We start from the raw sequence: 14,877 nt of genomic DNA, 5'->3' as shown, positions 1-14,877 counted from the left end.
AATTGAAAATTACGGTAGAGTCTTACTTCTCGGCAATACCAGATTCAGAACAACCCCCAACAGAGCCGAGAGCCCGATACCGGCCATCGTGAAGCCACCGAATTCGATAGCGGCGCCACCAATCCCGAAAGTCAGGATCAATGAAACGATGATCAGGTTGCGGGTATCGCCCAGATTGGTCCGGTTCTGGATCAGGCTGTTGATACCGACAGCAGCAATCGTTCCGAACAACAACAGCATGATACCTCCCAATACGGCAGCGGGAATCGATTTAAGCAACGCACTGACCTTTCCGAACACGGAAAACACAATACCGCTTACGGCAGCAATGCGGATAACGGCCGGGTCCGTAATCTTCGTCAGCGAAATAGCTCCTGTCACCTCCGAATAGGTCGTGACGGGAGGACCACCGATCAATCCGGCAACGATACATGCCAGACCGTCTCCCAACATAGTGCGGTGAAGCCCCGGATCCTTTACGAAGTCCTTGCCCGTCACCTCATTGATAGCATACACATCACCTATATGTTCGATTACCGGAGCAATCGTCACCGGAATCATAAAAATAACCGCTTCCCACGACAATGAAGGCTTCACAAATTGAGGGAATGCCAACCAGGGAGCTTCTATCACCGGCTTGAAGTCAATCAAGCCGAACAGGCTAGCAGTCAAATACCCGACAATAATTCCACAGAAGATAGGGATCAATCTCAACATTCCCCGTCCCAACATAGAGGCGAGGATAGCGGTAAGCAGAGCTACCAGTGCCAACGGCCAGTTTTCCTTTGCCATATTCACACCTGAACCTGCCAGCGAGAGACCGATCAGGATAATAACCGGTCCGATCACCACCGGCGGAAAAAGCCGTTTGATAAAACCGATCCCCCTCCACCGGACCAACAAACTCATTAATCCATAAACGGTGCCCACGGCCACCAAGCCGGACATCGTACCGGGCAACCCGTACAATTCCGTCGCCTTTATGATAGGCGCCACAAAAGCAAAACTGCTTCCCAGAAAAATAGGGACTTTCCCTCTCGTTACCAGATGAAAGATCAACGTGCCGATACCCGCCGTAAAAAGAGCGGTAGAAGGATCAAGGCCAACCAGCAGAGGAACGAGAACAGTCGCACCAAACGCTACAAACAGGAACTGAACGCCTACTACCGTTTTCTGGATAGGATTCAAGGGTTTCATATTATCCATTCGTTTCTTAATTTACTTTTTGCAAATATAGCACAATCTACACATCTGGCAATTCAATTGTAGAGCAACCATACCAAATTCATTTTTTAGTAATACGATCTTATGAGCTACATAATATAAGGAATAATATTTCCCCGCTATAAGAAAATTTATATACATAGGCATAAAAACATCGGAGTGCCTATTAATTCTATAATCAGTGCCAGTGATTATAAAATCAGTGCCAGCAATTATATAATCACAACCACTGATTATAAAATTACTGGCACCGATTACAGAATTAGTAGGCACTTAAGAAAGATTATTCGGGACGAAAATTTTTTTTCTCTCCATAGAAATAAGGAATTGCTGCTGGATTTAGTGTGATTATCCTAATTCAATTGTAGACAAGCACGATAAAAAAATGTCACTACCTACCCGTGAAAACAAAAAATGATAAATTTACTTTCATTAAAAACTATCCGTCAAAAATCTTCTCAAGAAGGATGGATATAAACTTGCCGAAGGGAAGGCCAAGAAGTCGATAAAACGAATTCAGGATTAAATGCCCAGTCCTATTGCAAACAGAAAACGCGCGCCGTCCTCGGAACCGAAACAGGAATATTGTGTCGTCACCTTATTGATGATCGTCAGCCAGAAGCCTCCGCCGTAAGAGGTATGCCACTTATGGGAATGTTCGCCGGGGAACCAGACACGTCCGTAGTCGAAACCGGTAAACAGCCCATATTTGAGTGGCGTGAACGGATTCTTGATTTTTCCCATGTCCAGACGAAAGTCGGTATGCTGATAAAAAGACTGTTTCCCGATAAAGCGGTTATCCCTGAATCCCCGCAACGTGATGCCAGCTGCCTGATAAAAGTCGTATTCATTGCTATACAACAGCTTCGCTTCCGCCCCTGTTTCGATTGAAAAGCGGTCCGAACAGCGGAATGTAGCGGAAATATCCAGCTTCGAGTACGGGAAATTGCGTCCCGCCTCCTTCAGGTTCATTTTCCAACCGGACGAAGCCTCGATTTCCAGCTCCGGGATAAAGGCGGACGGGGTCATCTTGACCTGCCAGTTAGCCTCTACCCCGGCGAACAGGTTCATCCCGAACACAGGGTGATTGCCCGGAAGTACCTGATTGATATATCGGCCTTCGGTATGTTTTGCCTTATACATTTCGAACGAAGCAGATAATGTCAATTGCTGGCTCTTTTTCATTTCCATACGGAAAGACGGAATCACCGAATACTGTCGAAGAGTGACACGATTATATGCTTTATCTTCGTCTTTAAAACCTTCCGAATTATTTCCATAGCCGAAGAAGTTGAAGAAATTACGGGGTGAAGCGATAAAGGCATCCAAATTGAAACTTTTCCGTTCATCATAAAAAGGGAATGTTCCCTGATACATAAACCCGCGCAGATAGTTATATCCGATACGATGCCGAAATGTAAAAGGGGATTGTTTGAAGCCGTACATCGTATAGGTAAAGAAAGCACCCAAACTAAAGCCGACATCCGAATCATAGAAACCCCATGGAGTGAAGTCCGACTCCTTATATTTTACTTTTTCGTAGTCATAATTATGAATGGCCGGATTATCTGAAATGATTTTGCGGACACCGGCAATGTCTTTCAGCCGCTTCCGGTCGGACTCGTATGCGTAAATACGAACCTTACGGGCCTTATCCACTTTGTAGGTGTTATTTCCCGGACCGGAAATCAGGTAGACGGGCAACTCTCGATGCGCCTTTCCTATGACTTCATATTCATCGTCCCCGCCCAGGCCATACAGCCAAATCTCCTCCGTGCTGTCGGCAGAATATTTCTTTCGGAAGGAAGGAACGGGACTTCCTTTCGGGTAGATACGAACCAGCAGACTGTCGTGGCCGGAACGTTCAAGTATGATCCGGTCGTCTCCTTCCGTTCCGGTCAGGACAGGTGTACGCTGCAATTTTTTATAATAACGGCGTGCCATATACGGGAGACTGTCTCGACGGATGAGCAGTTTCTTTTTTATGGCCTCCGTCTCGGCTCCCTGTATCTCCGGAGGAAGAGCCCCAAATGCCTCATTGATGACCGAATCGGACAGATTCTTTTGGAGAGCGAGGGCCTGTGTCCTCCATACCGACTCGTCCACGCCACTTACCAACGCCATATCGAGCGTATAGCCAAGCGTGTTTATCTCACCGATATCCTTCGGATGGTTGCTGTAGTTCGTAATAAAACCGAGTCCTAATACTTTCAGCATACGCTTGAAAAGAAAACCGTCGACTTTGGTAAAAGCATGGCTGCGATCGATAACGATCGGATTGAACAGAATGCTGTCGGCAGTATGGATCGCCTGCCAGTTCCAGTTTTCGGGGATTTTGTTCCAATCTCCGATCAACATATCATAGAGACGCTCGGCGATATACCCTTCCGAATTCACTTGATGGGATTTGTCCTGCCGGATCTGGTCGAGTAAAGCACCGGTAGAAAGTATATTTTTCCAAGTGGCGGTATCAGGTACATCCCGGAGGCTGACCAATCTATTGCGAATGCCGGTTCCGTCGGCAATCGTGTCTCCCTCCTCCCCACCTTGCATGAAATAGATACGAGAATTATTGAAGTTCAAGCCTGCCGATTTTGCCATCCGGTCGACCGCAAGAAAGGTATAAGGATTGATAATGGTATAAGCATCCCCGATAAATTCATCAAGATAGGTTCCTTTAAAATCATTTTTATTATACATCTCACGGAAGAACTTGGATTCGAGAAAACTGGTCGAACCTCCCAGCGGTTTGAGCATATACAAGCGATTCCGCCGGTTAGAGAGAACCAAAGCGTGAAAGTCCACCGCCTGCTCCATGATCTCCATACCACCCTGGAGCGCTTGTAACGTAACAGCATCGGCTGTGACCGGAGTCGAATAGAGTTCCCGGTAATGCACGCCCCACAGTTTATTATACAGACCACTTTTATTCTTCATATCCTGGGGATAGATCGAATGTCTCACAGTGTCCTGCCCCATCGCGTCCGCACCTGTACAGAAAAGGAATGGCAGGACAAACAGCAGACAAGCAAGCATATTCCTGTAATACCGACGTATTTGCTCGAATTTTCTCATTATGAAAATAACATTTAAGCAGAATCAGTTGTTTACTTTATAAAAACGAATAGAAATGGATTTATTAAAAGCTCTTCAATGGCGGTACGCCGTCAAAAAATTCGACCCGTCGAAAGAGGTGGATCAGCAATTAGTGGATAAAATCATAGAGGCCGCCTGGCTGGCCCCCACATCATCGGGTTTACAACCGTTCCAGATCATCGACATTACCAATCATGATTTAAAGAATAAAATCGTCCCTATCGCATTCGACCAACTTCAGGTGGCGGAATGTTCGCACTTGTTAGTATTTGCTGCATGGGATAATTACACAGCCAAACGAATCGATCATATCTATCATTACATCTCGTCCGAGAGGGGACAGAAACCGGATCGCTACAAACCCTACACCGACCGGCTGAAAGATGCTTACCTGAACCGTCCGGCAGAAGAAAATTTCGAACACGCGGCACGGCAGTCTTACATCGCCTTTTCTTTCGCCATGATGATGGCAGCCGAACTGGGAGTAGACAGCACTCCGATGGAAGGATTCGACAATGAAGCTCTGGATGACCTGTTGAACCTACGTGAATTGAAATTGCGTAGCGTTACGATGTTGCCTCTCGGTTATCGGGATGCCGAAAACGATTGGCTGGTAGACTTAAAGAAGGTTCGCCATCCGAAGAAGGAATTCCTGATCGAAATAAAATAATCGAAAAAGATAAACCGCCTGCAACAGCAGTGACAGAGGTAATGATCTGAAAAACAAAAAGGCGGTGTGCAAAACAGCCTTGTTCCTTCACTGGACACGGGAACAAGTACATTTCGACACACTGCCTTTTTGATTCGGTTCCAGAGAAAACGTCGACTTACCCTGGGACTTTTCACCTGTTTAATAGTACATTTCAGGAATCGAAATATTCAACTCTGCATGTAGCACGCCGCTTTTTTCAAACAGGCGAACTTTATTTTCCTTTACTAACCATCCTAAAGCCAAACAAACCAAAGACTCATGATAGTGAGTCATTTCCCCAATCCTCTTCACTGACAAAATTTTTCTTTCTGATAACAAAGACCAGATCTGACCAGCCTCTGAAACAACATCATTCTTAGTCATAGCATCTCACTTATTTGTTATAATATTATTCCTCACCACTTTTCCAGAAAGCCAAATTATTCTTTCGCTTTGAATTGTGAACACTTCCACCCTCCGAATAGTTTAGCAAAACAGCGTCAATCAACATTAAAATGAAAGAAAAAGGATTAACACCTCACAATTGGTCAACTTCTTTAAAACAAAGCCCTCATTAAATATGTTTTTAATCAAGCAGAACATCAACAAAATAAATACACGACGGTATAATATATGCAAAAGTACCCTGAATGGAAACGACTTGTAATGAAAAAAATTAATATTGGATAAAAAGCTAAGGATATGGACAAAATTCATGAATATTCAAATGGTGAACTCACCATTATCTGGCAACCAAATATCTGCCAACATGCAGGAATCTGCGTCAAGATATTGCCGAAGGTATACACCCCCAAAGAACGTCCCTGGATCAAAATAGAAAATGCGACCACTGCGGAATTGATCGACCAGATCGGTAAATGTCCTTCAGGGGCACTGACTTACAGGATGGAGAAAAAGAAAGAGGAGTAAAATTACTCCTCCAACATTCCTTCCAAATAACGGTCGGGAGCCAACCCTATACTCTGGAGAAAGCCCGCCAGAGCACTATATGTCAAACTGTTCTCCGCCAAGTCTGTCAAGGCAATCCGACGAAGACATTCGAACGGGATCACATAATCCACGTAGGGAACCAGATTCCTCCCCATAAAATCATATCCGGCTTTTATCGGATCACAAAATTGTACAAGCTGCCATTCCTGTTCGGAAGCCCAACGAGGTTCCCGCACTTCCAGACAGGCATTACAAAGCATCGAGAAGAAACGTGAATCCCGCTTGAATCCGGTATGCTCTTCATCGTAAAAAAATTTGTCATACTCCTGCCTCATATGCGAAACAAACACGCTCAAATTCTCATCCTCATCGTATTTGCAACGAAGCAAGTATTTTTCCTCCGACAAACTATACTCACCCAGCGCCCCGTAATCGAAAGTCAACCGCAAGCAGGAAGCCTTCTTTTCCTTCACCCCGGAAGGGATTTCCGGGTTCTGGTAAAGGGAAAGAGCGTACATCTCCATTTCCGGCCCGATAAGCATCCGCCGGTTCTCCCGGAAAAAGGGAATATGTTGTTTACTAAACTCTTGTTTGATTCCATTTTGCTCTTCATGCAACACAATCGAACGGCGAAGTAGGGATAAACCGTATCCGATTACTTCGTCCGACTTGGCATACAGCAAATTAGGGACACGCAAAACAAATGTTCCCGGCGTCTTCGACTCTTTGCATCCGTGAACAAAGGATTCTATTGAAACATAGGAATATAAATCCATTTTTTATGATTTTTTTGGACGTCAAATATACAATTTATATTAGAGATTATCTACCTTTGTTAAAACTTTTATAAACTACATAAAACCAATAGAACAAAATGAAACGTCGTGATTTCCTTAAGACCAGTGTTGTAGCAGGTGCAGCCTTATCTCTGAACTTTGAAGGATTACAGGCTGCTCTCTCTTCGAATACAGTAGCAGTAGAGCAGGCCCCCGATCTGGTAGCAGTAATGGGTGGTGAACCGGAAGTCATGCTCGACAAGGCGTTAGAAGCACTTGGCGGCATCGGCAAATATATCAAGAAAGGACAAAAAGTCGTTATCAAACCCAATATCGGATGGGATCGTACGCCGGAACTGGCCGGTAACACGAATCCGAAATTGGTAAAAGCCCTCGTAAAGAAATGTTTCGAAGCAGGGGCCGAAAAAGTGACAGTATTCGACCATACGTGCGACAACTGGCAGAAATGCTATGAGACAAGCGGTATAGCTGCCGCCGTAAAGGAAGCGGGCGGTATCATCATGCCGGGTAACGACGAGAAATATTTTAAAGAAGTAGCCATTCCCGGCGGTGTAACGCTGAAAAAGACCAAGATACACGAGTCGCTGATCGAAGCAGATGCCTGGATCAATGTTCCCATCCTGAAAAACCACGGGGGAGCCAAATTGTCATGTGCAATGAAAAATATGATGGGGATCGTTTGGGATCGTCGCTTCTTCCACCAGAACGACTTGCAACAATGCATTGCCGATATCTGTACCTGGCAGAAGAAACCGGTACTGAACATCGTAGACGCCTACCGTATGATGCATCAGAACGGTCCGCAGGGAAAAAGTGCAGCCGATGTGGCTACATTGAAATCGATGATCGTTTCTCCTAATATCGTCGCCGTCGATACGGCCGCCCTCGCTTTGTTCAACCAGGTAAAGAAGTTGGACATGGCTGCCGTCGGACATCTGAGCAAAGGTGAAGCACTCAAATTAGGCTCTACCGATCTGAAAAAAATAAACATCAAACGTATTAAGATCTGATGAAGAAACGGAATTACCTAAAAGGATTGAGAGTTTTCCTCGCAATCCTCTTTTTTGTACCCATACTTTTGTTCTTCGTAGACTTTTCGGGAGTTTTACCGGATAGTGTACACCGCTTGTTGCATCTGCAACTGATGCCGGCCTTGTTAGGCGGAATGATCGGCCTGATCGTGTTCCAGTTCCTGCTGGCACTGGTATTCGGACGTATTTATTGTTCCACGATATGTCCGGCAGGCGTATTCCAGGATATCATCAACCGCCTGTTTTGCATCGGCAAGAAAAAAAAGAAAGGAAGCCGCCGTTTTATGTATCACAAACCGATGAACTGGTTTCGCTACGTGCTGTTGGCAATTACGATGCTCATGGCTGTTTTCGGTTTTAGCGGGTTGTGCTTGCTTCTGGACCCATACAGCAATTTCGGACGCATTGCTGCAAGCCTGTTTCGTCCGGTCGTGATGTGGGGGAACAACCTACTCGCCGATCTATTGATGAAAGTAGACAACTACTCGTTGTTCCATGTGACAATCAGCACTGTGACGGTTTCCGGTCTGATCGCGGCAACCATTGCATTGCTTGTTTTCATTGTCATGACTATTTTCCGCGGACGACTGTTCTGTAATACGATCTGCCCTGTCGGAGCTTTACTGAGCCTTTTCTCACGCTACTCGTTTTTCCGCATAACCTTCGATAAGGAAGCCTGTACACATTGCGGGAATTGCGAACATACTTGTAAGGCGGAAGCGATTGACAGCAAAAATCTGACAGTCGATACATCTCGTTGCGTAGATTGTTTCAATTGTGTCTCTTCCTGTTCCAAAGGCGGCTTGCAGTATCGCTTGCAATTGCCGACCGCATCGCATTCCGGCCAATCGAAAGCTACGAACAGCCGCCGTACATTCCTGGCCACAAGCGCAACCGTTGCCGCCTCTCTGCCGATCGCCTCAGCGATAGCCGGAGGAGGAAAAGGGAAAATGAACAGAAAAGGCAGAAAAAAATGGCCTCCCCTCACGCCTCCGGGTTCTATCAGCCTGGAACGTTTCAAAGATAAATGTACGGGATGCCAGATATGTGTCGTCCGCTGTCCGAGTCAGGTTTTGCGCCCGACAGGATTGGAATATGGTTTGGATTATATGTTAAAGCCGCGTTTGGCCTATATCAGCAGTTATTGCAATTACGAATGTACGGTCTGCTCCGACGTATGTCCCACCGGCGCGATCAAACCTCTGACTGTCGAAGAGAAGACGACGACACAGGTCGGTATTGCCACTTTCTTCAAAGGCCGTTGTGTTGTTAATACAGAAGAGAAAGACTGTGGTGCCTGTGCAGAGCACTGCCCGACCCAGGCCGTACACATGGTTCCCTACAAAGGGACACTTACGATCCCGCAGATCAACCCCGACCTCTGTATCGGATGCGGCGGATGCGAATCGATCTGCCCGGTACGTCCGATGCGTGCCATCATCGTCAAATCGAACGTTGAACACAAATTCGTCGAGAAGCCAAAAGAAGAGGAAGTCAAAGAAGTCGAGGTAGACGATTTCGGTTTTTGATTAACGATATATAACCGACTATATTATGAGGCCTTATTTGTGAAAGTAAGGCCTTTTCTTTATCTTTGCAGCCATGAAATTCGAATTACAACATAACGATACAAAATCAAATGCAAGGGCGGGTCTGATTACCACTGATCATGGAGTAATTGAAACGCCTATTTTTATGCCCGTCGGCACGCAGGGTACGGTTAAAGGTGTCCACATGACCGAGTTGGAGGAAGATATCAACGCACAAATCATTTTAGGAAACACCTACCATTTGTATCTCCGTCCCGGACTGGAAATATTGGAACAGGCAGGCGGCTTGCACAAATTCAATACATGGAACCGGCCGATCCTGACGGATAGCGGTGGTTTCCAAGTTTTTTCCCTTTCCGAAAACCGTAAGTTGCATGAAGAAGGTGCCATGTTCCGCTCACATATCGACGGCTCCAAACATCTGTTTACCCCGGAAAAGGTCATGGATATCCAGCGGATCATCGGAGCAGATATCATTATGGCCTTCGATGAATGTTGTCCGGGCGATGCCGATTACGAATACGCGAAAAAATCCCTCGGTCTGACGGAACGTTGGCTGGACCGTTGTTTTGAACGTTTCAATTCTACAGAGCCAAAATACGGTTATCAGCAAAGCCTTTTCCCGATTGTACAAGGTTGTGTTTATCCGGAACTGCGCCGAAAGGCTGCCGAGAATGTAGCGAAAAAAGGTGCTGACGGCAATGCGATCGGTGGCCTGGCTGTTGGTGAACCGACCGAAAAAATGTATGAGATGATCGAAGTAGTCAACGAAATCCTGCCGAAAGACAAGCCTCGCTACCTGATGGGAGTCGGTACACCGATCAACATTTTAGAGGGAATCGAACGAGGGATCGATATGTTCGACTGCATTATGCCGACACGCAACGGGCGCAACGGACAGATATTTACCCGTTTCGGCACGATCAATATGCGCAATAAGAAATGGGAGAACGACTTCTCTCCTATTGATCCGGACGCTCATTCGGCTATCGATACGCGCTACAGCAAGGCGTATTTGCACCATCTGATCAAAGTGAACGAGATGTTAGGACTTCAACTGGCATCAATCCATAACCTTGCGTTCTACCTGTGGCTCGTAAAAGAGGCACGCAAACATATTATTGCCGGCGATTTCACGACCTGGAAAAGTGAAATGGTCCGTCAGTTATCAAACCGGTTATAAGCAAACTGTCACATGAAATTCAAACTGAAACGGATAGACTGGTATATCATCAAGCAATTCTTAGGTACTTATATCTTTGCGATTGCCCTGATTATCGCTATCTCGGTCGTCTTCGATATAAATGAGAAGATCGACAAGTTCCTGAGTCCGGACGTGCCGTTGAAAGCGATCGTCTTTGACTATTACATGAACTTCATCCCGTATTTCGCGAATCTGTTCAGTCCGTTGTTTACTTTCATTGCTGTTATCTTCTTTACCTCGAAGTTAGCAGACAACTCGGAAGTGATCGCAATGCTGGCAAGCGGGATGAGTTTCCGGCGACTGATGTTGCCCTATGCGATTTCGGCAGGGATCATTGCACTCAGTACATTTGCGCTGAACGCTTATATCATTCCGCCTGCCAACGCCACGCGTATCGATTTCCAAAACAAATATATCAAGAATAAGAAGGTAGACTATGTCCGTTCCGCCCAATTGGAGATCGAGCCGGGCGTAATTGCCTATTTCGACCGCTACGATGCGCGTTCCGGGATGGGATACCGCTTCTCTTTGGAACACTTCGAGGACAAGAAGATGATTTCACGTCTCACGGCCAACTCCATCAAATATGATTCGCTCTACAACTGGACCCTGATTGACTACATGATCCGCGACTTCGACGGGATGCGCGAGCATATCACTGAAGGGAGCCGCCTGGACACCACATTGACAATCGTCCCTTCGGACTTCCTGATCTCTGTCAACGACTGCGAGACGATGACTTCGCCAGAGTTGTCCACGTATATCGACCGCCAGAAGAAACGAGGGATCGGCAATATCCAAACGTTCCAGATCGAATATCACAAACGTTTTGCCGCCATCATGGCCGCTTTCATCCTGACCTCCATCGGAGCCTCGCTCTCTTCCCGCAAAATCAAAGGCGGTATGGGATTAAACATCGGTATCGGACTGGCCCTAAGCTTCTCCTACATCCTCTTCACCACCGTCACATCGACCTTCGCCATCAACGGCAACCTCAGCCCCGCTATGGCCGCCTGGATCCCTAATATTTTATATACGTTTATCGCGATTTACTTATACCGAAAGGCTCCGAGGTAAGAGAATTGGCAAGTTGTTAAAGTAGTTTTATTATGTATATTTGTACTATATAGAAAGGGCTATATCAATAATTACTTTTTCCCATTCTTTGATCAGGGACAAGAAAATTTTGATATAGCCCTTTTAATAAGTAGTCGTTTAGAAACTAATATTTTATCGATTTCTAATTACTGTTTTTCCAGATTTAGACCAGCATTAAATTCTGTTGTCGTTTTTATAAGTTCGGGAAGTTGTGCAAAAATTGCTTTTACCATATCCTGCTGGGCTGTTGGAACTTGTGTTATTATCAGTTCGGCTATGCCTTCAGAAGATAATATGTTTAACAATGGCAAAATCAAATCCTTATCAGCATATACAGCGGCAGCTCCATTTTTCACCTCACAATTTAAAGGAATTCCTTTCGAAAGCAAAGAGGCAAACTGCAAAAGAACCGAAGTATCTGATGCTTTAGTCTTATTCGCAGCAATAGTCGCAAGAATCATATCTATATTCAACTGCAAAAATAACTTACTGTCTTTGATATAGTACTGGGCCAGATTTGCAGGAGAAACAGTATTCTCACCTTCTTTACCTGTAGAAGAATAACTTGCAACAATATTTCCATCTTCTTGAAATGTAATCGTATGGAGATACTTCGCTAACATCGGAGGCAGAACTAAATTGCCCAATAAAGCAGCAGCATCTTTCGTAGGCCACGGTTCATCTATTACACCGGGAATTGTGATACCAGAAGATGTAGATATCCAAGAAAGAATAATAGGTGACTTACCTGTTGCCATATCCTGCTTTGCCAAGTTCCAAGTTCCCAACAAATCATTTTTAGGCATCGTAACGTTGACGGACAAGGTCATGAAGGTGGAATCGACTGTGCCGGCGTACTTCATTTCGCGACCGTTATTGGAGTTTGTACCTTCGAATGTGTATTTATTTCCCTCCTGAGTCAGATCGACATTAAACATAGTTGTTACTTCCCCCGGAACAACACCCGGAGCTAATGCCACCATTTGCTCAGTCTTTGAAGGCAGCAAGTCCTTGATGATACTCGGATCGAAGACACCTTCCATCTTAATCGTTCCGGTTTTGCCATCTTCGGTCGCAAATGTGATCGCTTTGCCTAAAAGCGGGCTGTCTCCATATTTGAGAGAAAGCTTTTCGGCACTGTAAATTTGTGTACCCTTCAACAGCACTGCTCCTTCCGGCTCATTTTTTCCGTTGTTATCATCACTACAGGCGATGAAGAAACTCAACGCACACAACATCGTAAACACAAATAATAGATTTTTCTTCATAATCTTCTATTTAAATTATACATAAAAACGAGGCGAAGGTACAGAATAGAGATGTGAGAAACAAAGTAAAAAAGTTAACGCCGGTTATTTCCGAAAAAACAACCGGCGTCACTTTATTCAAAAATATTTCTGATCAAAACCTTAATCAACGAGCGAACTTCACAGATTGGCTGACACCATTTTCTGTTACAACAATTACATAAATGCCTTTTGCCAAAGAAGAAGTAGAGATGTAAGCATTGTCACCCGAAACAGTTCCGTTAGCGATTGTTGCACCACTCATATTAACAATACGATAGGTAGCTTTTCCGCTATTGTCGATATAGATACCACCCTCTACCGGTGTTACTTTTACGGTATTAATCGTGATATCGTCATTGCTTGTCACGATACCTGCGATATTGGAAGTGAAATATGCACTACCCATAGTTACATCTCCTTGCATAATCTCAATCTTGATCACCTTACTACCAGCAAGGTCCGCCGTAGCTTTCAGATTCATTTCCGTATCTATAACAACATCTGTATCTTCTTGTTTATATGATTTGATATTGATGTCGGCGATAGCGTTTGTCCCGGAAATAGATGGAGTCACTTCGATATCCATTACTGGAACCTCTATATCGTTATTATCTCTTACACCATCACCATTCGAATCTATCGACTTAGTAATAGACATCGTATAAATAGAAGCTTCGCCAGTTGTCGCTAATTCTGATACAACACGTTCTATCACTGTTTGTGCAGCAGTTTTAACATCTGCTACTGTACTCTTTGAATCACTCATGCGAATGATGAAAGCACCATTATACTTCAATTGCTCCCAGTTTCCTTCGATAGCAGTATGGTCTTCGATAGCAACAGTCATACCAGAAGCTGCTTGTTCTTGAATGAAGGTGTATTTGCTCCATCTGTTCGCCTGTGCATTTTCATAAGAAGTAACGTTGATATAATTAACGGGGATAGTCTTATTTAAATCCAAAGCAACAACAGCGTCTCCCATAGGAAGTTCTTTTGCTTCACCTGATTCAGGAATGCCATAAAGGCTCATGGGAAGTTCGCCTGTAAAAATACCGGACAAATTCACTGTTATCTTGTAATCCAATTGTGGCAACTCTGGTAATTGGAGCATACCTTTAACTAATCCCCAAATACTATGCATTCCCTCTTGAATATCTACAGTCGCTTCTAATAATGATGTTGCCGGGTTTTGCACAAAAGAGAAATTTAATAAAGGTTCGGCTCCTTTTCCTAACAAAGAGATGGCCATGTCCATACCAAAAGGAACCAATTGTCCGTCTTCTCCCGTCACTTCAATCGTAATCTCAGCCACTTCACCCATTCTGGAAGAAATAACCTGAATTTTTCCAGGTACATCAATTGTCAAAGGACGTCCCAACAACATATCACCGACCATCGGAATTGTCCTTGTCGTATAATCTTCAAAATCGACCTTAATATCTCCAGTTAAGAGGCCTATTCCCGTATTAATCGCTTTCATATTTATTACAATGCTATCCGGTTTCACGCTATAAGGCGTCGGAGAATCAGCACGAAAACCACTCTGAGTATTCAACACAGGCAAGCTCTGTATAAAGTCTTTTGTCAACTGCGGCTGTGCCCATCCTAAGATATCGAGACCTGTTTGCTCTTTAATCTGCTCGAATACGACTGGCAATACTTCTTTTTGAATTTCTGTTTTCTGAGCTTCGCTCAACTGCACCGTCTGTGCAGAGGTAGTAAAGGAAGACGCTACAAGACATAACGCCATACTAATCGATGTAAAAACTTTTTTCATAAATCTATATTTTTAGAACATAAAACATTTTTGTTTTATAATGATCGCAAAACTAACTAATAGCCTCGACTTATGCAAGACAAATAAGTTAACACCGGTTATTCAAAATTGGATAACTGGTGTTATCTTAAAAACAGACAACTCTATCTAAAAAAACAGCTTACTATTC

At 44.5% G+C, this 14,877-nt stretch carries 12 protein-coding genes; 6 read left to right on the top strand and 6 right to left on the bottom strand.

All coding sequences use genetic code 11. The features are described 5' to 3' along the window. Positions 1–9: 9 nt before the first annotated feature. Both NQ564_RS04850 and NQ564_RS04845 read right to left on the bottom strand, forming a co-directional pair. Positions 10–1,206, bottom strand: a complete 1,197-nt coding sequence (locus tag NQ564_RS04850; RefSeq protein WP_008158120.1) for a uracil-xanthine permease family protein — start codon at positions 1,204–1,206, stop codon at positions 10–12. Positions 1,207–1,746: 540 nt separating this feature from the next. Then, the gene (locus NQ564_RS04845) at positions 1,747–4,299 is read right to left on the bottom strand and encodes a hypothetical protein (protein WP_129649849.1); all 2,553 of its coding nucleotides are present in this window, start codon (positions 4,297–4,299) and stop codon (positions 1,747–1,749) included. Between the two features lie 55 nt (positions 4,300–4,354). Here NQ564_RS04845 and NQ564_RS04840 point away from each other — a divergent pair, with 55 nt between their 5' ends. Then, positions 4,355–4,990, top strand: coding sequence for an NAD(P)H-dependent oxidoreductase (locus NQ564_RS04840; protein ID WP_008148576.1), 636 nt, complete (start codon positions 4,355–4,357; stop codon positions 4,988–4,990). A gap of 180 nt (positions 4,991–5,170) precedes the next feature. Here the strand turns inward: NQ564_RS04840 and NQ564_RS04835 are convergent, their stop codons facing one another. Continuing rightward, positions 5,171–5,395 carry a winged helix-turn-helix domain-containing protein gene (locus NQ564_RS04835; RefSeq protein ID WP_008148574.1) on the bottom strand — a complete coding sequence of 75 codons (225 nt, stop codon included), beginning with the start codon at positions 5,393–5,395 and terminating at the stop codon, positions 5,171–5,173. A gap of 318 nt (positions 5,396–5,713) precedes the next feature. Here NQ564_RS04835 and NQ564_RS04830 point away from each other — a divergent pair, with 318 nt between their 5' ends. Continuing rightward, positions 5,714–5,941 carry a (4Fe-4S)-binding protein gene (locus tag NQ564_RS04830; RefSeq protein WP_008148571.1) on the top strand — a complete coding sequence of 76 codons (228 nt, stop codon included), beginning with the start codon at positions 5,714–5,716 and terminating at the stop codon, positions 5,939–5,941. A gap of 2 nt (positions 5,942–5,943) precedes the next feature. On the opposite strand, the gene NQ564_RS04825 is transcribed toward NQ564_RS04830, so the two are convergent. Continuing rightward, complete coding sequence (locus NQ564_RS04825) at positions 5,944–6,738, bottom strand: hypothetical protein (protein WP_008148570.1); 795 nt, start codon at positions 6,736–6,738, stop codon at positions 5,944–5,946. Between the two features lie 98 nt (positions 6,739–6,836). Between NQ564_RS04825 and NQ564_RS04820 the strand changes: the two genes are divergently transcribed. The 4 genes from NQ564_RS04820 to NQ564_RS04805 all read left to right on the top strand — a co-directional run bounded on the left by NQ564_RS04820 (position 6,837) and on the right by NQ564_RS04805 (position 11,621). Continuing rightward, a complete protein-coding gene (locus NQ564_RS04820; protein WP_008148569.1) occupies positions 6,837–7,769 on the top strand; it encodes a DUF362 domain-containing protein in 933 nt (310 codons plus the stop codon). Further along, positions 7,769–9,319: a 4Fe-4S binding protein gene (locus tag NQ564_RS04815; protein WP_008148568.1), complete on the top strand. Its 1,551-nt coding sequence runs from the start codon at positions 7,769–7,771 to the stop codon at positions 9,317–9,319. The genes NQ564_RS04820 and NQ564_RS04815 overlap by 1 nt, the downstream gene beginning before the upstream one ends. A 73-nt stretch (positions 9,320–9,392) precedes the next feature. Next, positions 9,393–10,523 carry a tRNA guanosine(34) transglycosylase Tgt gene (tgt, locus tag NQ564_RS04810; protein ID WP_036608401.1) on the top strand — a complete coding sequence of 377 codons (1,131 nt, stop codon included), beginning with the start codon at positions 9,393–9,395 and terminating at the stop codon, positions 10,521–10,523. Positions 10,524–10,535: 12 nt separating this feature from the next. Next, the gene (locus NQ564_RS04805; RefSeq protein ID WP_008148566.1) at positions 10,536–11,621 is read left to right on the top strand and encodes an LptF/LptG family permease; all 1,086 of its coding nucleotides are present in this window, start codon (positions 10,536–10,538) and stop codon (positions 11,619–11,621) included. 167 nt (positions 11,622–11,788) lie between these two features. Here the strand turns inward: NQ564_RS04805 and NQ564_RS04800 are convergent, their stop codons facing one another. Continuing rightward, positions 11,789–12,910: a DUF4925 domain-containing protein gene (locus NQ564_RS04800; protein WP_129649847.1), complete on the bottom strand. Its 1,122-nt coding sequence runs from the start codon at positions 12,908–12,910 to the stop codon at positions 11,789–11,791. Between the two features lie 145 nt (positions 12,911–13,055). Further along, complete coding sequence (locus NQ564_RS04795; protein ID WP_008148564.1) at positions 13,056–14,708, bottom strand: T9SS type A sorting domain-containing protein; 1,653 nt, start codon at positions 14,706–14,708, stop codon at positions 13,056–13,058. Positions 14,709–14,877: the final 169 nt, after the last annotated feature.

It is taken from the genome of Parabacteroides johnsonii DSM 18315 (genome assembly GCF_025151045.1).
Lineage (GTDB): Bacteria > Bacteroidota > Bacteroidia > Bacteroidales > Tannerellaceae > Parabacteroides > Parabacteroides johnsonii.
This window is presented reverse-complemented; position numbering and strand designations above follow the sequence as displayed.

Bases quoted from the DNA above. Each gene is read 5' to 3' on its own strand.
- NQ564_RS04850 (WP_008158120.1), bottom strand. From the start codon at position 1,206: ATGGATAATATGAAACCCTTGAATCCTATCCAGAAAACGGTAGTAGGC.
- NQ564_RS04845 (WP_129649849.1), bottom strand. From the start codon at position 4,299: ATGAGAAAATTCGAGCAAATACGTCGGTATTACAGGAATATGCTTGCT.
- NQ564_RS04840 (WP_008148576.1), top strand. From the start codon at position 4,355: ATGGATTTATTAAAAGCTCTTCAATGGCGGTACGCCGTCAAAAAATTC.
- NQ564_RS04835 (WP_008148574.1), bottom strand. From the start codon at position 5,395: ATGACTAAGAATGATGTTGTTTCAGAGGCTGGTCAGATCTGGTCTTTG.
- NQ564_RS04830 (WP_008148571.1), top strand. From the start codon at position 5,714: ATGGACAAAATTCATGAATATTCAAATGGTGAACTCACCATTATCTGG.
- NQ564_RS04825 (WP_008148570.1), bottom strand. From the start codon at position 6,738: ATGGATTTATATTCCTATGTTTCAATAGAATCCTTTGTTCACGGATGC.
- NQ564_RS04820 (WP_008148569.1), top strand. From the start codon at position 6,837: ATGAAACGTCGTGATTTCCTTAAGACCAGTGTTGTAGCAGGTGCAGCC.
- NQ564_RS04815 (WP_008148568.1), top strand. From the start codon at position 7,769: ATGAAGAAACGGAATTACCTAAAAGGATTGAGAGTTTTCCTCGCAATC.
- tgt (WP_036608401.1), top strand. From the start codon at position 9,393: ATGAAATTCGAATTACAACATAACGATACAAAATCAAATGCAAGGGCG.
- NQ564_RS04805 (WP_008148566.1), top strand. From the start codon at position 10,536: ATGAAATTCAAACTGAAACGGATAGACTGGTATATCATCAAGCAATTC.
- NQ564_RS04800 (WP_129649847.1), bottom strand. From the start codon at position 12,910: ATGAAGAAAAATCTATTATTTGTGTTTACGATGTTGTGTGCGTTGAGT.
- NQ564_RS04795 (WP_008148564.1), bottom strand. From the start codon at position 14,708: ATGAAAAAAGTTTTTACATCGATTAGTATGGCGTTATGTCTTGTAGCG.